This is a genomic window from Arthrobacter sp. Soil761 (assembly GCF_001428325.1).
In the GTDB taxonomy this organism is placed as follows: domain Bacteria; phylum Actinomycetota; class Actinomycetes; order Actinomycetales; family Micrococcaceae; genus Arthrobacter.
Genome location: NZ_LMSF01000028.1, coordinates 234,199 through 252,867 on the forward strand (window position 1 = coordinate 234,199; position 18,669 = coordinate 252,867).

Sequence of the window (18,669 nt, forward strand, 5' to 3'; positions counted from 1 at the left end):
ACGCTCCGCGTTTCACGTGAAACATGTGCGCTTGCTATGGGTAACCAGGCTCGACTGGAAGGCGTCATCCGTCAGCCCAGCAGTAATGCCGGCCCCACCAGAGTAGAGCGGACTCTATGGCCTTCGCCTCGCGTGCTCGCTCCCACACCTCTGTTCGATGCCTGCTTGGCCTCCGGCCTTATCTGGGGCGCCATAATTGTCTCCTGGCCACTGGTCGTCTCTTCGTGACGAGTCCGCCTTTTTTGGTAGCTGAGCCATATGTGGTGCTGTTCTCCGGAACGTGTCGCCGCCGCTGAATGGGTGGGCGCCGATCACTGAGTGCGGGGCTGGGATTCACCTGGATGTTGATGGCTCGCGGATTGCAGATGCGTCACCTCGTAATGGAAGGAGCACAGTCGTGGCCAGGTACCGGCAATGTCCTACTGGTGTGCGCGCTACTTTGCACCAGCCACTGTACCGGGAGGCGCGCCCGAAAGGGTGGTCTGCTTCGAAGCTCTTGAGGACCAGGAGAGGGGCTGGATAGGGTCATCACGGTACTGGCTTCTTGCGCTTCCAGAGGTGACTAACCAAAAGCCCCATCGCGGGTGGCACATGTCTCTGTCCTGTTGGCCGGCAGGAGGTCCCGTGGCTCCCCTTGGCGCAGTTGCCGGCGGAGCAGAACTGGGATGCCACGGGCTTGTGTGACCAATTTCATCGGTGGATATCCCTGTGGATAAGAGTGTGGATAACTCTGGCGGCAGGTGTGGGTAAGACTCCAGGTGCTAAAAGGTCAGTCGGGGGTCCAAGACGACCGTTCCCGCCGCGCGCGCCATCCGACTCGGAGCGCGGGTATGCGTTTCACGTGAAACGATCCTCAATGTCGTCTGCAGCCCCCGCGTACGCTGGTAGATAGCACTCGGCTGGTTGATTGCGGGCCTTTGGGGACGCACCTCCCCATCTGGGAACCGGTCGGTCTGCATTTTCACACGGATAACCGCTGGGACAACTCCTGATTTGCCGGCAGTAAAGTCTGCCACGTGATGGGGATCAGATTTGCGGAAGCTGCAGCGGCTGTGGATAAGTATGTGGATACTGACGCGATTGGCATGTGGAAAACTTTGTGTATAACTCTGCGCGCACGGTGGGGGTGACGGGTCGCAGGGCGCTCGGCCGCAGGCGCGAATGCGTGGAGCTTCCGACCGGGACAGGGACATGCCCCTGCTCCAATTCACAGTGGTTATCGTTTCGTGGGGCGCTGAACGGGAGGCTCCGATCCACATGTCCACGCTGGGCCATCAGCCTGGCGGTCTAGCTGCTGCTGCATTGGTTTGTGCCGCCGGCTGGAGCTCCCGGGCCGTGGTGTCGAAACGCACACACAGTGTGAATGCGTCGTGAACCAGGTGAGATTGACGCGCTTGGCCCTTAGTACGATCCTTGTTGCCTTTGCCGACCCCGAGCTGGGGGCGGCCGGTCGCGTCGATCAGCGCGCGACCGTCCAGTAAGTGATTGCGGCATCTCGGTAACCGAGGTCGGATAAGCGCTTGGATAAACGAAGCAAGGGGGTCCTACGTACCGATACTCATACCGCGTTGCGCCGTAGGGTTTCCGTTACTCCTTCACTGGTGCGGGGCTACCCTTACTGCCCGTCTCCGGTCTGCGTCGCGGGCCGAGCGTGGAGATGTTTCATGTGAAACGCCGCGCACTCCCCTGTGCTTGTCATGTTTCACGTGAAACACTTCTGCGCTCCGCCGGAGCGCTGGATGCCTCTATATGGCTAACGACCTGCCATAGAATTTCCAAGTGTTCCGGAGTACGTGAGACCTCTACGGCCCACCGCAGGACCAGGGTGCACCGACAGTAGCCCGGACATGGACGACAACAGATGTAGCGGCCTCGCTGGGCCAGCATCTCTAAACGTCAGATTCCGTACATGCCCACAACTGCACCTCACATCATGCCCGACTCTCTGTGGTCGGGCCAGGATCGGCTGTGCCTATAGTTTGGGAGCGGGGAACTATCACCGTTCTCCTTCACCCCGCGTCAAGATGGTGAATTCCTGGCCGTACTGTGCCGGTTTCGGTCGGGTTGCAATTTCGTCCCCTCGTGACGCTCCAAAGCGACCTGGGCGTGCTGGGAGGACCGCAGCTCCACCCTCCCCGAACGTCAGGGTCTCCGGCTGCACGTAATGAATTCACTGGTCGAACAAGCTTCGCGGCCTCGGGAATAGTTCGATAGTTGTGCTCTGCCTGACATATAGGGGATCGGAACCAGAAATGACCCACCGGATAGCGGCAAGAGTGATTCATCGCCGCTCACCGCGTTGGGGGCAGCTAAAGCTCCACACCGGCACCCCATTTCTCGTGCGGTCAAGCGAGGCGAACACGGCTCGCACGCTCTCAAGAAGGGGGGACGCACAAATTCATTGCCACGCTAGTTACGGTCGCCTAGTCCTACTTACCCAGGGCAGCATGGGCTCAAGTTCGGCATCCTCTCCACCCAGACGGATGTTTCACGTGAAACGCGACCTACCAGTAGCTGGAGGCAGTAACCCGTTGTGCGGCCCGAATGGTTGGTCCACAGCCCCCTACGAAGTACGTCGTCAGCGAAAAGGCCCTGATAGTGCAGAGTAGGCGTTTCATGCCCTCCCGAACAAATGTTTCACGTGAAACCCTGTCTGACCCGTCCCATCTCAATGGTCGCAGACAAAAAAATTGGCCACCGCCCCGGGGCGATGGCCAACTTTGTGCAGATCCCACTTCCTGCCTACCGCAGGGAGGGGTGCTCAGGAGAGAACGTCTGCGAATTCCTTTTCGAAGAACTGCTTCGGCTTGGCACCGATAACTGTGCTCTTCACTTCGCCACCCTGGAAAAGGTAAACGGCAGGAATGGAAGTGATTCCATACTCAGCGGCGATGGCAGGGTTGTCGTCTACGTTGACCTTGACGACGTCAACCTTCTCACCATACTCCACGGAAATCTCATCCAGGATAGGTCCGAGCTTGCGGCAGGGCCCGCACCATTCGGCCCAGAAGTCCACGATTACCGGCTTTTCGGCGGACAGAACGTCGGAGCCGAAACTTGCGTCAGTTACATCTTTAGCGTTGCTCATAACCTTATCTTTCTCTTCGGATAACAGTGGGGGCAGATTATGCCGGCAGGTCGGCCAGGTAGTGCTCGACGTCTATCGCCGCGACACAGCCGGAACCGGAGGCGGTGATGGCCTGGCGGTAGGTAGGGTCAACAACGTCTCCGGCAGCGAAGACGCCGGGAAGGCTGGTACGGGAGCTGCGACCCTCCACGGCGATGGTTCCCTCAGGCGTCAGCGCGAGGACATCCTTGACGAGGTCCGTACGGGGATCGTTGCCGATAGCGACGAAGACACCTGTCACTGCGAGGTCTGACAAAGATCCGTCCAACAGGTTCTTCAACCGAATACCCGTCACTTTGTCCGTTCCCAGGACATCGTCCACGGTGCTGTTCCACACAAAGTTGATCTTGTCGTGTGCCAGTGCCCGGTCCGCCATGATCTTTGAGGCTTTCAGCGAATCGCGGCGGTGAACAACCGTTACTGATTTCGCAAACTTGGTGAGGAACAGGGCCTCCTCCATGGCGGAATCGCCACCGCCGATTACGGCGATGTCTTGATCCTTGAAAAAGAAACCGTCACAGGTTGCGCACCAGCTGACACCGTGCCCGGACAGGCGCTTCTCGTTAGGCAGGCCAAGTTCCCTGTATGCGGAACCAGTGGAGAGAATGACCGCCTTCGCCTTGAAGGTCTCCCCCGTGGCGATGGTCACCGTCTTGATGGCGCCCTCAAGTTCGAGCGTGGTTACATCCTCGAACTGGATCTCGGTACCAAAGCGTGCCGCCTGCTTCTCGAAGTTCTCCATGAGGTCCGGCCCCATAATCCCTTCCGGAAAGCCGGGATAGTTTTCAACGTCGGTGGTGTTCATCAACTCACCGCCGGCGGTCACTGAACCCGCCAGCAGCAGAGGCTTGAGGTTCGCCCTGGCTGTGTAGACGGCGGCCGTGTAGCCCGCCGGGCCGGAGCCCACAATGATGACGTCGCGAACGCCGGACGCCGTCTTCTCTTCGATGGTCACTGGACCGTGAACCTCTTCCTTGTTCGACTCGCCTCCCCGTGGAGGCCGGCCACATGGCACAACTGTGTCCGCGTGCTGAATATTCCAGCGCCCGGGCAAGGTGAACCACCGGGGAAGTCAGAGGACCAGCCGTCGCAGGGCGCTCTTTCCAGACTACATTCCCGCTGCGGGTGCCGGTGGGCGGCAGTAACAGCGCCGGTAACACCCGCAGGCGGAAAGACGCCTACTGGACCTTGATTTCAGCCAGCCGGAGACCGTAGCCGTAGCGGGTCTTGGGAGCCGCCAGCTTGGGAAGGGAATTGATGGAGACAATCACGTACTGTGCCTGCACCGGTTCCGGAAGGGGCATGTTCAGGTCTGTGGACGTGAAGCTGTTGGTTCCTACTGCCTTGGCTCCGTCCATGGTGGGCCGGTCATTGGTGAAGACCGTGATGTTGCCCCCCGATCCCCCGAGCTGGGAGAGCGTGATGGAAGAGACAGTGGCAGCGCTCTTCAGCTTCACAACGAGGGGGACGCCCTGCGGGGCCAGGCCACCCCAGTTTTCCGTGGCGAATTCCATATCGGACCAGTAGCTGGCGGCATTGCCGTCGTAGGCCTTGACCAGATCGCCATCGAAGGTGGCGGCGAAGTCGAAGTTCCCCTGCCGGCTGACGCTCTCGATGGCCGGCGGAGCGGCGGGCGGCGCCGACGGTGCTGCCTGAGTGGCAGGCGCTGATGCCTGGGAGTTGGTGGTTGCGGGGCCAGCTGTCGGCTTGGCCTGAGGCCCCGGCGTAAAGAGGCTGCCCAGGTTGGTCACGGCGAAGATCAGGCCGGCGATCAGCACAACGGCCAGGAGCCCGCCCACCAGCCAGCGCATGGATCGGGGCTGGTTTTCGGACTCATCACGATCGTCGTCGTCATCCTCGGCACGGTCCGCGAAGGCGACGCCGGCGGCAGCGGGCGCAGCCGCACGTGCAAAGAGGGCTGCCTTCCCCTTGACTGGATGCGATTCCTGCGGGGATTCGTGGGTCTCCTCGTAGTGGTCCTGATCCCCTGACTGCGCATAGTCGTCGTCGGACCACAGGGAAACCTTGGGCGTCCGGTCCTCAGCGGTTGGCTGGACCTGCTGCCGTGGGGTGCTTGCGGCAGCGGTATCGTTGGGTCCTGTGTCCGCCTCCGCAGCGCTGGCGCGTCCGGACGGGGACTGGGCATTGGTTGCCACCGGCTGCGCTGCAGTGGCATCCGGATCCATCCGGGAGGACCCGTTTCCCTTGTTCGAAGCAGCACCTTCAGCCCCACCGGCCGCTGCAGCCCCACCGGCCGCTGCAGCGGCACCAGCGCCCGGAGCGGCCCCGGCAGCGCGCACTGGTGCGGCGGGCTGCTGGGCAGCGGGACGAACGGACGGCCTGGGCGGTACGGCCGGCGCTGAACGGTATGGATCAACCTGGCTGGGGTGCGAATCGGCGTAGTTGATGTATCCGGCGTCGACGTGGTCTTCCTCGTCGTACGGCTCCGGCTCGTGCGACCGCGGCTGGCCGAAAATTTCACTGCCCAGCGTGTCCGTGAAGAATGGCTCCACGTACGGCGGATTGGGCGCAACCACCAAGTCCAGCAGGTCGGCGGCGGATGTGTGGTTGGTGATGAGGTAGGTGGCGTCCTCGGTGACGCCAAGGTCCAGGACCTGAACGGTGCCGGGACGTTCGCCGGTGGCGACTTCGCGGGCGCTCTGCGCAACCTGTTCGGTGTTCTCCGGGCCGGCAACCAGGATGCTGACCGGGCGGTTGAGGACCTGGTCCACACCGTCCAGCACCAGATCGTGGTCGTGCGAGGCCAACACTGTGGCGGTGACCTTGTAGCGGCCGCCCAGTACTGATCCGACGTCGATCGGGTTGGACACGTGTTCCTCCTAGACTGTCCGGGATTGCCGGTCTGATGACGCAACCGCCGTTCGGGTGCCGCGCACGGCAAACCCGTAATGCAACTACCCCTGTACCTGTTCGATCCTAGCCGATCCGCCCCAAACGGCTGCGGAGAAGACGTGCGCCAGACCGGACGGAATTTACTTTTTCCGCTTGCGCCTGGTCTTGAAATACGGGTTCTCGCCGGGCTTCCCCTGGTAGGTGCGGCGGCCGGGAAGCGGGATCTGTTCCCTGAGCAGGCCGCCGCGGGCGGTGCCGGGCTGGTCCTCCCCCGGCAGGTAGGCGTCCTCGGCACCCTGGGCCGTGCCGCCGTCGTACATCTGCGGACGGTGCGTCCCACGCTGCGGGTCCGGGCCGGCACGGAAGGAGACGGCGTCGAATTCACCGGAGATACGGGGGATAAGGCCGGTATCAACGGACGTGGTGGCCCGCTCCGGGCGGTGACCGCGCTCCCCGTCCACAGCTTCAGCGGGAGGGGACGACGGCGCGTCCCCGGCGTCCGGAGCAGGGGCCTGGCTGCCGCGGCCAAACCTGCCCAGCAGGGGCCGGAGCATGTCGCTGAGCTCTGAGACCCGAAACAGCTTGAGAAGGACGAAGTACACCACCAGCATGACGGGTCCCACCACAATGACGGTGACCAGGGCAGTGATTCGGTTCTGCCATGCGAAACCGTCCGGGTTGTAGCTGCCCATGAGCCACAGGGCGCCCGCACCGGCGATTGCCGAACCGAGGGCCGCGTACCCCATGCGGATGTAGGAGTTGGCGATCCGTGGGCCGTCGAGGTGGCCCAGCATGCGCCGCAGGAAGAACGCGCTGATGACCACCGAGAGGATGTTGCCCACCATGTAGAGGACGGCAATGGCATAGATGATCTGGCCCACCGGCAGGAACTGGATGGCAAACGCCCCCGCCACGTACACCACGGCGAGCAGCAGCTGGACATAGAACGGCGTGCGGGCGTCCTCGTTGGCGTAGAACACGCGGGACATCATGAAGTTGGCACTCATGAACGGAGTGCTGAGGGCCAGGATGGTGAGCGTCTGGGCCAGCATGACGCCGTCCTGCCGCAGTCCGCCGGAGAAGAACATGCCCAGCGGACCGGCCAGGGCAAACAGTGCCAGCGCCCCGAACACAGTGGCCACGGCCATGGTCCGCAGGCCGTGGGAGAGGGCATCGCGCAGTTCAGCCCGGTTGCCGTCCTGCGATGCCCGCGTCATCCGGTTGAAGAGCACGGTGGCCAGCGACAGGGCAATGATCGAGTGCGGCAGCAGGTACAGCTGGCTGGCCACTTCAAGGACCGCGTTGCCGGGCAGGGTGTATGCCGACGGGTCCCCCGCCTGCTGCAGGCGGATGCGTTCGGCGCCGGGAATGGTGGCGATGCGCATAACGTACAGGAAGGCGAGCTGCCCGACGGCGGCCGTCAGGAGCGTCCATACGCTCAGCCTGGCTGCGTGGCCCAGCCCCACGCCGCGCCAGCCAAACCGTGGCCGGAGGCCGAGCTTCAGCCGGAAGACCGGGACCAGCAGGATGGCTGTCTGGGACAGCACGCCGATGGTGGAGAATCCTGCCACCAGGAGCGTTTGCGTTGATCCCCAGTTGTCCAGGTTGTGCGGGTTGACCTCGTTGCTGCCGAAAATCCAGATGAACATGCCCAGGCCGGCGATGGCCACCAGGTTGTTCATGATGGGCGCCCACATGGCAGGGCCAAAGGCGCCGTTGGCGTTCAGGACCTGGGTGAGCAGGGCGTAAAGGCCGTAGAAGAAGATCTGCGGCAGGCACCAGAACGCGAAGGTGACCGCCAGGGCCTTTTGCTGGGGTGAATAGCCCTGGGTGGTCAGTTCGATCACGCCGGGAGCTGCCAGGGTGACCACGGCCGTCAGGCCGAACAGGAGCAGGACAGCCAGCGTCAGCAGCCGGCTGATGTAGTCCGCTCCCCTGTCCGGAGCCTTGCTGGCCTTGATGATCTGTGGGACCAGGACCGCGTTGAACACGCCGCCGGCCACCAGGAGGAAGATCAGGTTGGGCAGGTTGTTGGCGTTGATGAACGTGTCATTGACCGTTGAGCCCAGGCCCAGGGCGGTACCGAGCATCCAGGTCTTGCCGAAGCCCAGGAAACGCGAAACCAGCGTTCCGGCGGCCATGATGGCGCTGGAACGGGTTTCGCTGGGGCCAGCGGCCACGGGCTGGGCCAGGTCCGGAGCGGCCGGCTCCGGGGGCACGCCGTCGGGTGCCGCGTCATCGGGCCGGCCGGACCGGTCGGAAGGAAAGTTGGTAGCTGACATCGACTTCATCGTCTCACCCACCGGCACTTAACACCGCAATGGCGACGGCGGCGTCCGGGCTTAGAGGTGTCCGGGCAGGACGTCACGGGCGAGGTCGGCGATGCGGCGTTCGTTGGGGAATGACAGCTTCCGGGCAAGTTCCTGGATGGGGACCCACGCCACGTCCACGGCTTCCTGGTCGGGATCGTTCTCGATGGTGAGTTCGCCGCCTGTGGCCCGCAGGAGGTAGTGGTGCACGGTCTTGTGGACCCGGTGGCCGCTGACGGTGAACCAGTAGTCGATGCTGCCAAGCGGCGCCAGGATGGTGCCCTCGATGCCGGTTTCCTCGGCAATCTCACGGACCGCGGCCTCTTCGTTGTTTTCCTTGCCCTCCGGATGGCCCTTGGGCAGGCACCACTCGAGGCGGCCACCCCTATTAAGGCGGGCGATGATCGCAACCCTCAACCCGGCGTCGGACGTATCCACCACGACACCGCCGGCCGAGACTTCCTCGACCGTAGGCAGCGACGCCGGTGCCGATTGCTGGGCAGGGGCAACGTGCGCCCCGATTGCCGACGGCAATGGTGCGTTCGTCCTCCTGCCTGGAGCGCTCGGTACTGGATGGGCCATGGAGTCCACTCTAACGACTGTTGCCCTTCCGTGATGACCGGAACATGACACCAACATGGACAGGATATGACGCACTTTCCGGCGGCGAAGGTCAATTGGCCCGGATCGTGACGCTTTTTGGACTGCCGCGGCGCTGGTTTCTGCCAAGCTTAAGGAACTATGTCGCACGCACATCACAAGATTGATTCCCACACTGTCGACTTCAAGGTGGACCCGGTGGTCCTGGAGCTCGGCCGGCGCTTCGTGGACGCCGGCCACGAGCTGTCCCTGGTGGGTGGTCCGGTGCGTGACCTGTTCCTTGGGCGGACCTCCCCCGACCTTGACTTCACCACCGACGCCACGCCGGACCAGACCGTGGCCCTGATCAAAAAGTGGGCGGACAACTTCTGGGAAATCGGGCGCGCCTTCGGCACCATTGGCATGCGCAAGGCCGGCTTCCAGATTGAGATCACCACGTACCGGGCCGAGGCGTACGATCCCGATTCGCGCAAGCCCGTGGTGGCGTTCGGTTCCTCGCTGACTGATGACCTGCTGCGCCGCGACTTCACCATTAACGCCATGGCGTTGAAGCTGCCCTCCATGGAGCTGGTGGACCCCTTCGGCGGCGTCCGCGACCTCCACGCCTCCGTGCTGGCCACCCCCGGCGCGCCGGAAGCTTCCTTCTCCGACGACCCCCTGCGGATGATGCGGGCCGCCAGGTTCGCCGCGCAGCTGGGCGTCTCGGTCCACGATGACGTGCGGGACGCAATGACAGGCATGGCGGACCGGATCAAAATCATCTCCGCCGAGCGCGTGCGGGATGAACTGGTCAAGCTGATTTGCGGTGCCCGGCCACGGACGGGCATCGACCTCCTGGTGGAAACCGGGCTGGCCGAGCATGTACTGCCCGAGGTTTCCGCCCTCCGCCTCGAATCCGACGAGCACCACCGGCATAAGGACGTCTACCAGCACTCGCTCCAGGTCCTGGAGCAGGCAGCCGAGCTCGAAACCGACGCGGAGGGTCCGGTGCCCGGACCGGACTTCGTGCTGCGCTTCGCTGCATTGATGCACGACGTCGGGAAGCCGGCTACGCGCCGCTTCGAACCGGGCGGCGCGGTGAGCTTCCGGCACCACGACATGGTGGGTGCCAAGCTCACCTCCAAGAGGATGAAGGCGCTGCGGTTCGACAATGACACCATCAAGGCCGTGGCACGCCTGGTGGAGCTCCACATGCGCTTCTACGGCTACGGCGACGCCGGCTGGAGCGACTCGGCCGTCCGCCGGTACGTGACCGATGCTGGTCCGCTGCTGGAGCGCCTGCACCGCCTGACCCGCTCCGACGTCACCACCCGGAACCAGCGCAAGGCCGAGCGCCTGGCCTTCGCCTACGACGACCTCGAAGCCCGCATCGCCGCACTCCGGGAACAGGAGTCCCTGGACGCAGTTCGCCCGGACCTGGACGGGGCCAGGATCATGGCCGTGCTGGGACTCAAACCGGGGCCTGTGGTGGGCCGCGCCTACAAGTTCCTCCTGAATGAACGGATGGAACACGGACCACTGCCCACCGCGGAAGCTGAGGCGCGCCTGCTCCGGTGGTGGGCCGAACAGCCTGAATCAGCACCTGCCGGACCCGGCCCTGGAGTCTCTTCCGCCGCCGTCGAACCTTCACCCGTTGAGGAGTCCAAGTGACCAACCCCGCCTTTGCCCCGCGCCCCCAGCTCTGGATCCTCCGCCACGGCGAAACCGAATGGTCAAAGAGCGGGCAGTACACCGGCCTCACCGACCTCCCCCTCACGGTGGAAGGCGAGCAGCAGGCCGTGGAGGCCCGCAAGGTGCTGGACGGCGTCGACTTCGACCTGGTGCTCACGTCCCCGCTGCGGCGGGCACGGCGGACAGCCGAACTCGCCGGCTTCCCCGATGCCCGGCATGAACCGCTCGCGGTCGAATGGAACTATGGCGACTACGAGGGCATCAGTTCGGACCTGATCCGCAAGGACAACCCCGACTACCTGATCTGGACCCACGGCGTGCCCAACGGGGAGACACTCGACGAGGTTGCCGCCAGGGCGGACAAGATCATCGGCCGGATCCTGGAATCCGGGATGGACAATGTGCTGATCGTGGCGCACGGGCACTTCTCCCGGATCCTCACCGCGCGCTGGCTGGAATTGCCGCCCACGGAAGGCCGGCATTTCATCCTGGGCACGGCGAAGGTCTGCACGCTTGGATGGGATAAGAAGACCCCCGCCATTGTCCGCTGGGGCCTCTAAATACCCCTATTCAAAAGTTTTCTTCTTTTCTCCGGAAATTGCTGGTCTTCCGCGAATTCCTGGGGTACCTTTATTCCTGACCCCACGGCAATCTGCCGGGGTCAAAGACCGCATTGCAATCCACGCAGCGGACAGTAGAAAAGGAGGTTGGGATAATGATGACTTTGACTGGCGAATGGAATGCCTCCATCAATGCATTCCCGGCCTTTGCTGATCCTGTGCGCGTGGCTTCGGTCAACTCGGGTTACCGCCGGCCGGCGGACCTCCCGGGCCTGCTGCGACGCCGCTAGGCGCCAGCCACCTGGCCGCGGGCCACGGTGCCAGTACCGTCAAGGCCCATGCGGGACTCCATGTCCAGGACGGGCCGTCCAGGTCGGACCACCGTGCTTCTCCGCTGACTTCCGGGAACTGCTGCTGCCCAGGCCTCCCCTTCGCAGCCGCATAGTCCCGCATTTGCCACAGCTCTCCCACCGGCATTGCGGTTCACTCCCGGCTCCCGGTAGTCCGCGCTGCCACTGCGCTCCTGCGCAATTCCACTAATTCCCTCGGTGAATTCCTTGCGCCCAAATTTCCGCGCTTTTGCGCACTGAAAAGGGGTGCTAATTCGCCATGCACTTTTGTGCCTTATAACCGAAGAAAGGAGGTGGCTACCTTGATGCAAAAAATCATGGGACTCCTGTCCCGGCCCCTGCAGCGCCGCAGTTCCTTTAACAGCGCCCTGCTGGAGCAGCACCGGAACGACGTTTTCGTGCTCATGCACCAGCAAATAGGTGGCCTGCGCTGACGGGCCGGCCCCCAAACCCCCGGCAGGGGGCCGGCTGTAAGCTCGAAGCCATGCACGAGACCCAGTCGCCGGACAGCGGACGACGGCCCCGAATCGTAGTGCCCAGCCGCAGCGATGCCCTGCTGCGGAATTTCACCGAGGTGATCGGCGGCCCGCTGGGATCCAGGACAGATCCCGGCGTGGTCTCCCCCGGTATCTACTCGGTGGAACGGGTGCTCATTGTCCTCACGGCCCTGGCAGCCCTGGTGGGGGTCCTGCTGAAGGGCTATTGCAGGGCCAACGGCTGGGAGACGCCCACGCAGTTCTATGCCACGTGTTACTCGGATTTCCCCGAATTGTTCCGCAACCGCGGCATGGCCGCGGGAATCTTTCCCATCCTGGGCAGCGGCAGCCAGTTCGAATACCCGGTGCTCCTTGGGCTGATCGCGGGTGTGACGGCCTGGCTGGTACCCGGCGGAGAGGCCGGTGCCCGCGCCCTGGCCTACTTTGACATCAACGCGGTGCTGCTGGCGGCGGTGGCCATGGCCACCGTGCTGGTGACAGCACGCATGCCCGGCCGCCGTCCGTGGGATGCGGCCATGGTGGCGGTGGCCCCGGGGATCGTGCTGGCCGGAACCATCAACTGGGACCTTTGGGCCGCATGCCTGCTTGCCCTGGGGATGTACTTCTTTGCCCGGCAACGGCTTGTGCCCGCCGGGGTCATGATTGGCCTCGCCACGGCCACCAAGCTGTATCCGCTGCTGGTGCTGGGCGCCATCCTGCTGCTTGCAGTACGCACGGGAAGATGGCGCCCGCTGCTGGTGGCCGGCGGCAGCGCGGCCGCCACCTGGCTGGCAGTGAACCTGCCGTTCGCGGCTGCCAACCCTTCCGGGTGGGCCTTCTTCTTCCAGTACAGCGCTGAGCGGGGCGCCGGGTACAGCTCAGCCTGGTTTGCCTACAACCTGGTGGCGGACAGGCTGGGCTGGTCCGGGCTTGGCGCCGGTGCCGTCAGCATGTTTTCCACCGGGTTCTTTGCCGTGGCCTGTGCAGGCATTGCCGCTGTTGCGTTGACGGCCCCCCGCCGTCCCCGCATGGCGCAGCTCGCCTTCCTGATCGTGGCGGCCTTCATCCTTAGCAGCAAGGTGTATTCGCCCCAATACGTGGTGTGGCTCATTCCGCTGCTGGCCCTGGCCCGGCCGCGGTGGCGCGACTTCCTGGTCTGGCAGGGCATCGAAGCCCTGCATTGGGCTGCGATATGGATGTACCTTGGACAGGTGACCAGCGCAGGTTCCTCCCAGCACAACCTGGACATGCCCTACTACGTCCTGGCGGTGGCCGCGCATATGGCCGCGGTGGCCTATCTCATGGCACGCGTCGTCTGGGATATTTACGATCCCGCCTATGATCCCATCCGCCGCCACCACCTGGACGACCCCCACGGCGGCCCCTTCTCCAACGCGCCGGACCGGATCCGGCTCAAGCTGCCGGCTTCATTCCGCGCGGCGAAGGCGGGGTCCCGTGCCTGATGTGGCAGTAGTAGGGTCCGGCCCCAACGGACTCTCCGCGGCCGCGGTGATGGCGCGGGCCGGCCTGTCAGTGGAGGTCTTCGAGGCCGCAGCGACGATTGGCGGCGGAACCCGGACCACGGAGTTGATGCAGCCCGGGCACTTCCATGATGTCTGCTCCGCCGTGCACCCAATGGCTGTGGCGTCCCCTTTCTTCCGCGCTTTCGAGTTGCCCCGAAGGGTGGACCTCATCACCCCGGACGTGTCCTTCGGTTCCCCGCTGGAAGGTGGCCGGGCAGCCCTGGCCTATCAATCGATGGACAGGACCGTTGAAGGACTGGGCCGGGACGGACCCGCGTACCGCCGGCTCATGGAGCCACTGGTCCGCCACATTGACGACGTCATGGACTTCACCCAAAACCAACTCCTCCGGATCCCCCGGAACCCCCTGGTGGCCGGCGTCTACGGCCTGCGGACCCTGGAACAAGGGACCGGGCTGTGGAACCTTCGGTTCCGGGAGGAACTGGCGCCGGCCCTCCTCAGCGGTGTGGCCGCCCATGCCATCTCCCACCTGCCCTCCCTCGCCGCCTCCGGAGCCGGGCTGATGCTTGGTGCCCTGGGACACGCCGTGGGATGGCCCATCCCCCGCGGCGGTTCCGCATCCATCGCGGCAGCCCTCGCGGACGACATCCGCGCCCACGGAGGAGTCATCCACACCGGAACCCCGATTGACCGGTTGGAACAGCTTCCTGCCACCCGCGCCACGCTGCTGGACGTGGCACCCCGAGGGTTGCTGGACATGGCAGGGGAATCACTTCCCGGACATTACCGGCGGGCCCTGGAACGCTTCCGTTACGGCAATGGCTCGTGCAAGGTGGACTTCATCCTGTCCGGGCCGGTGCCGTGGCAGGCCAGCGGACTTTCCGACGCCGGCACCGTGCACGTGGGCGGCACGCGGGCCGAGCTGGCACGCTCGGAAAACGAAGTCAGTGCCGGACGCCATCCTGAACGGCCATATGTGCTCGTGGCCCAGCCGTCCCGCTTCGACGCAGGCCGCGCCCCTGCAGGCCGGCACACACTGTGGACGTACTGCCATGTTCCCTCCGGCTCGACGAAGGACATGACCAGCCAGGTTGCCGCGCAGCTGGAACGGTTCGCCCCGGGATTCCGCGATCTTGTGGTGGAATCACACGTCATCTCCGCAGCGGAGTTGGCCGAATACAACCGGAACTACATTGGGGGCGATTTCAGCGCCGGCATTATGGACGTCCGTGGTCTGGTCCAGAAGCCGGTGGTGTCCCCCATCCCGTGGCGGACGCCGCTGCTGGGCGTCTACCTGTGTTCGTCGTCGACACCGCCGGGTCCCGGGGTGACGGGCATGCCCGGGCTGCATGCCGCAACGTCCGCCCTGAAGGACGTCTTCAAACTGCCGGTGCCGGACCTGGGGCTCTCATAACGCTCCATGACCCGGGACTGAACACGCGTGGCGCTGATGTCAGCCGGCCCGGGGGATAATGGCGCGATGGGGAAAACAACAAAACTTTCGCTTGCCATAACTGCGCTCATTATCGGAACCTCGCTGGTGGCCTGCGATGACGGAAAGTCCGGCGCCGAAGCCGCGGCACGGCAGCTGGCCGGCGCAGTCTCGGCGCTTGATGTAGGGTCCGTGGCTTTCGACGGCAAGGACGCCGCCGCAGCGAACGACCAGCTGCACCAGGTCTTCGCGGCCCTGGACCCGCAAAAGCCCGAGGTCCAGGCAGGCGGACTCACGCTGGACGGGGACAAGGCCTCCGCACCCCTGAACTACACCTGGAAGTTCGGCGACGCGGAATGGAAGTACACCATCGCAGCGAACTTCAGGAAGTCCGGCGATAAATGGCTCACCGTCTGGGATCCGGCCATCCTGGCACCGGGCCTCGGGGACAGCGAAATCGTGACCAAAGGATCCCAGACCCCCCAGCGCGCAGACATCCTGGGCGCCGGAGACGTCCCGCTGGTGACCTACCGCCCCGTGGTGAATGTGGGCATCGACAAGCCCCAGTTGGGCAGCGCAGACCCCGCCGATTCCGCCGGCAAACTGGCTGCCCTGGTGGGAGTGGACCCTGCCGCCTACGTGCAGCAGGTCAAGGCAGCAGGTGCCCAGGCCTTTGTTTCCGCCATCACCCTCCGCGAAGAGGGCCGGACCATCACCGATGCACAGATCCAGGCCATTCCCGGCGCCCGCGGCATCCCGGCATCCATCCCCCTGGCCCCGAGCAGGACGTTTGCCCGGGCCGTGCTCGGGTCGGTAGGGGAAGCGACGGCGGAACAAATCGAGGCGTCCGATGGCGCCCTGGCCCCCGGGGACGTCACGGGCATCGGAGGGCTCCAGCAGCAGTATGACGAACAGCTCCGCGGATCGGACGCCGTTGTCATCCGCGCGCAACGGGCCGACCTCACGCGCGAACAGATCCAATCCGCCGGCACCGACCCCCGCCGCGTCCTCTTCCAGGTGGAGCCCAAGCCCGGGACGCCGCTGAAGACCACCCTCGATCCGCGGCTGCAGACGCTGGCTGAGGGCATCCTGGAGCCGGTGGGGCCGGCGTCAGCCATCGTGGCCCTCCGACCCTCCACCGGAGCCGTGCTGGCAGCGGCTTCCGGGCCGGGCAGCAACGGCTACAACACGGCAATGCTGGGACAGTACGCCCCGGGATCGATCTTCAAGATGGTGGATTCCCTGGCCATGTTCCGGAACGGGATGACGCCCGACTCCACCATCCAGTGCACCCCCACGCTCACGGTGGACGGGCGGACCTTCAAAAACTCGGAAGGCTACCCCGAGACCTCTTTGGGCGCGGTGACCCTGCGGGACGCCTTTGCCCACTCCTGCAACACTGCCTTCATCTCCCAGCGTGACTCTGTGTCGCAGGGCCAGCTTGAAGCCGCTGCCACGTCCATGGGAGTGGCGGTGGAGGCGCCGAAACTTGGCGCCGAAGCCTTCCTGGGCTCTGTTCCAGGGCAGGCGCAGGGCACCGAACACGCAGCGTCCATGATTGGCCAGGGCAAGATATTGCTCTCCCCGTTGGCCGCAGCAATCATGGCCGGCTCCGTGGCCAAGGGCGCCCCCGTCGCCGCGCAGCTGGTCCTCAACCCCGACGCCGGTGCGCCCGCTGCCGGAACAACGGCAGGTTCCACTGCCCCCGCGGCCGACCGGTCCGCAACCGCCGCTGCCGAGGCACCCTCCACCGCCTCGGACAAGCCGATCACGGCTGCGGAGGCGGCGTCGCTGGCAGACATGATGCGCGCCGTCGTCACGTCCGGCCACGCAGGGTTCCTGTCCAGCGTCCCCGGGGCACCGGTAGGGGCGAAGACCGGAACCGCCGAATTCGGCACCGAGACTCCGCCAAAGACGCACGCCTGGATCGTGGCCGTCCACGGGGACCTGGCCGTAGCCGTCTTCGTGGAGGACGGCGGCCTGGGCGCCACCACCTCCGGCCCGCTGCTGAAGCAGTTCCTCACCGCCGCCGGCTAGGGGACCCCGCCAGGCAAGGGACCGGCGTGGGAGGATTGACGGTGTGGCCCATATTGACGTTTCCGGCATCGACTACTTCCTCTCCGACGGCACCCAGCTCCTGAACGGAGTGACCTTCAAGGTCCCTGACGGCACCAAGACCGCCCTCATCGGGCCCAACGGCACTGGGAAGACCACGCTGTTCCGGATCATCGCCGGAGACCTGGTCCCGGACGAGGGCGTCATTGGGCGGTCCGGAAACATGGGCATCATGCGCCAGTTCGTGGGGCAGGTGCGGGACGGCTCCACCGTCCGGGACCTCCTGGTGTCCGCCGCTCCCCCGGCCCTGGCAGCCGCTGCCCGCGAGGTGGATGACGCCGAGCTGGCCATGATGGAGGACGACGACGAGCCCACCCAGATGCGGTACGCCCAGGCCATCGTGGACTGGGGGGACGCCGGCGGCTACGACGTCGAGACCGTCTGGGACGAGGTCTGCATGGCCGCGCTGGGACTGCCCTTTGACCGCGCACAGCACCGCCCGGCGTCGACCCTTTCCGGCGGCGAGCAGAAGCGCCTGGTGCTGGAAGCACTGTTCGCCGGCCCGGACGATCTCCTCCTTTTGGACGAGCCGGACAACTACCTTGACGTGCCGGGCAAGCGCTGGCTCGAGGAGAAGCTCAATGACTCCAGGAAAACCGTCTTCTTCATCAGCCACGACCGCGAGCTGCTGAACAACGCCGCCGGGCGCATTGTCACCCTTGAGCCGGGGATCAACGGGGCCGCCGCGTGGATCCACGGGGGCGGGTTCGAATCGTACGTGGAGGCCCGGGCGGACCGGAACGCCCGGTTCGAGGAATTGCGCAAGCGCTGGGACGAGGAGCACATCAAGCTCAAGGAACTCGTCAACATGTACAAGAACAAGGCCGCGTTCCGCTCCGACATGGCCAACCGCTACCATGCCGCCCAGACCCGGCTGGCAAAGTTCCTTGAAGTGGGGCCGCCCGAGGCGCTGCCCATCGAGCAGAACGTGCAAATGAGGCTCAAGGGCGGACGGACCGCCAAGCGCGCCATCGTGGCGGAGAAGCTGGAACTCACCGGGCTCATGAAGCCCTTTTCCACGGAAGTGTGGTTCGGCGACCGCGTGGGCGTGCTGGGCTCCAATGGTTCCGGCAAGTCGCACTTCCTGCGGCTGCTGGCCACTGGCGGCACTGACCCCGAACGCGAACACCTGCCCGTGTCCGATGTTGACATCGCCGAGGTACCGCACGAAGGCACCGTCAAGCTCGGTGCCAGGATCCGGCCGGGATTCTTTGCCCAGACCCATGTCCGTCCCGACCTGCTGGGAAAGACCCTGCTGGAAATCCTGCACCGCGGCGATGAACACCGTTCCGGGCTGGGCCGGGAGGCCGCCGCGGGTGCCCTGGACGGCTACGGCCTGGCGGGACAGTCGGAACAGAAGTATGAGTCACTCTCCGGCGGCCAGCAGGCGCGGTTCCAGATCCTCCTGCTTCAGCTCAGTGGTGCCACCCTGCTGCTGCTGGACGAGCCCACGGACAACCTGGACCTGCACTCCGCTGAGGCGCTGGAGCGGGCCATTGACCACTTCGAGGGAACTGTCCTGGCGGTCACCCACGACCGCTGGTTTGCCCGGACCTTCGACCGGTTCCTGGTATTCGGCTCCGACGGGAAGGTGTACGAGTCGGCGGAGCCGGTGTGGGATGAACAGAGGGTGGCGCGCAGCCGCTGAGCTGTCCCGGCCACCACATGAGCAAATGATCATGAGTTGATATC

Annotated in this window: 13 protein-coding genes; 8 read left to right on the plus strand and 5 right to left on the minus strand. The window is 64.9% G+C overall.

What is annotated here, in order from left to right:
• Nucleotides 1-2,761: 2,761 nt before the first annotated feature.
• From trxA to ASG79_RS15645, 5 genes are all read right to left on the minus strand, one after another.
• On the minus strand, nucleotides 2,762-3,088 hold the full coding sequence (gene trxA / locus ASG79_RS15625; RefSeq protein WP_018769869.1) for a thioredoxin: 327 nt from the start codon (nucleotides 3,086-3,088) through the stop codon (nucleotides 2,762-2,764).
• Between the two features lie 37 nt (nucleotides 3,089-3,125).
• Nucleotides 3,126-4,082 carry a thioredoxin-disulfide reductase gene (gene trxB, locus ASG79_RS15630; protein ID WP_056392338.1) on the minus strand — a complete coding sequence of 319 codons (957 nt, stop codon included), beginning with the start codon at nucleotides 4,080-4,082 and terminating at the stop codon, nucleotides 3,126-3,128.
• Between the two features lie 223 nt (nucleotides 4,083-4,305).
• On the minus strand, nucleotides 4,306-5,958 hold the full coding sequence (locus ASG79_RS15635) for a hypothetical protein (protein WP_056392341.1): 1,653 nt from the start codon (nucleotides 5,956-5,958) through the stop codon (nucleotides 4,306-4,308).
• A 162-nt stretch (nucleotides 5,959-6,120) separates the two neighbouring features.
• On the minus strand, nucleotides 6,121-8,262 hold the full coding sequence (gene murJ, locus ASG79_RS15640) for a murein biosynthesis integral membrane protein MurJ (RefSeq protein WP_056392342.1): 2,142 nt from the start codon (nucleotides 8,260-8,262) through the stop codon (nucleotides 6,121-6,123).
• Between the two features lie 60 nt (nucleotides 8,263-8,322).
• Nucleotides 8,323-8,823 (minus strand): NUDIX hydrolase, encoded by a 501-nt coding sequence (locus ASG79_RS15645; RefSeq protein WP_018769865.1) that lies wholly within the window; start codon nucleotides 8,821-8,823, stop codon nucleotides 8,323-8,325.
• A 207-nt stretch (nucleotides 8,824-9,030) separates the two neighbouring features.
• Between ASG79_RS15645 and ASG79_RS15650 the strand changes: the two genes are divergently transcribed.
• The 8 genes from ASG79_RS15650 to ASG79_RS15675 all read left to right on the plus strand — a co-directional run bounded on the left by ASG79_RS15650 (nucleotide 9,031) and on the right by ASG79_RS15675 (nucleotide 18,625).
• Nucleotides 9,031-10,539, plus strand: a complete 1,509-nt coding sequence (locus ASG79_RS15650; RefSeq protein WP_056392343.1) for a CCA tRNA nucleotidyltransferase — start codon at nucleotides 9,031-9,033, stop codon at nucleotides 10,537-10,539.
• Entirely contained in the window at nucleotides 10,536-11,120 is a 585-nt protein-coding gene (locus ASG79_RS15655; protein WP_018769863.1) for a histidine phosphatase family protein, read from the plus strand. The genes ASG79_RS15650 and ASG79_RS15655 overlap by 4 nt, the downstream gene beginning before the upstream one ends.
• A 155-nt stretch (nucleotides 11,121-11,275) precedes the next feature.
• Complete coding sequence (locus ASG79_RS24325; RefSeq protein ID WP_018769862.1) at nucleotides 11,276-11,410, plus strand: hypothetical protein; 135 nt, start codon at nucleotides 11,276-11,278, stop codon at nucleotides 11,408-11,410.
• 362 nt (nucleotides 11,411-11,772) lie between these two features.
• Nucleotides 11,773-11,904 carry a hypothetical protein gene (locus ASG79_RS24330; protein WP_261377430.1) on the plus strand — a complete coding sequence of 44 codons (132 nt, stop codon included), beginning with the start codon at nucleotides 11,773-11,775 and terminating at the stop codon, nucleotides 11,902-11,904.
• A 50-nt stretch (nucleotides 11,905-11,954) separates the two neighbouring features.
• A complete protein-coding gene (locus tag ASG79_RS15660; protein WP_056392345.1) occupies nucleotides 11,955-13,409 on the plus strand; it encodes a glycosyltransferase family 87 protein in 1,455 nt (484 codons plus the stop codon).
• A complete protein-coding gene (locus ASG79_RS15665; RefSeq protein ID WP_056392347.1) occupies nucleotides 13,402-14,844 on the plus strand; it encodes a phytoene desaturase family protein in 1,443 nt (480 codons plus the stop codon). The genes ASG79_RS15660 and ASG79_RS15665 overlap by 8 nt, the downstream gene beginning before the upstream one ends.
• A gap of 66 nt (nucleotides 14,845-14,910) precedes the next feature.
• The gene (locus ASG79_RS15670; RefSeq protein WP_056392349.1) at nucleotides 14,911-16,899 is read left to right on the plus strand and encodes a penicillin-binding transpeptidase domain-containing protein; all 1,989 of its coding nucleotides are present in this window, start codon (nucleotides 14,911-14,913) and stop codon (nucleotides 16,897-16,899) included.
• Between the two features lie 43 nt (nucleotides 16,900-16,942).
• Nucleotides 16,943-18,625 (plus strand): ABC-F family ATP-binding cassette domain-containing protein, encoded by a 1,683-nt coding sequence (locus ASG79_RS15675; RefSeq protein ID WP_056392351.1) that lies wholly within the window; start codon nucleotides 16,943-16,945, stop codon nucleotides 18,623-18,625.
• Nucleotides 18,626-18,669 lie beyond the last annotated feature (44 nt).

What these genes read in the sequence shown, in the direction of transcription:
- ASG79_RS24325 (WP_018769862.1), top strand. Translation starts at nt 11,276, where the DNA reads ATGATGACTTTGACTGGCGAATGGAATGCCTCCATCAATGCATTCCCG.
- trxA (WP_018769869.1), bottom strand. Translation starts at nt 3,088, where the DNA reads ATGAGCAACGCTAAAGATGTAACTGACGCAAGTTTCGGCTCCGACGTT.
- ASG79_RS15670 (WP_056392349.1), top strand. Translation starts at nt 14,911, where the DNA reads ATGGGGAAAACAACAAAACTTTCGCTTGCCATAACTGCGCTCATTATC.
- murJ (WP_056392342.1), bottom strand. Translation starts at nt 8,262, where the DNA reads ATGTCAGCTACCAACTTTCCTTCCGACCGGTCCGGCCGGCCCGATGAC.
- ASG79_RS15660 (WP_056392345.1), top strand. Translation starts at nt 11,955, where the DNA reads ATGCACGAGACCCAGTCGCCGGACAGCGGACGACGGCCCCGAATCGTA.
- ASG79_RS15650 (WP_056392343.1), top strand. Translation starts at nt 9,031, where the DNA reads ATGTCGCACGCACATCACAAGATTGATTCCCACACTGTCGACTTCAAG.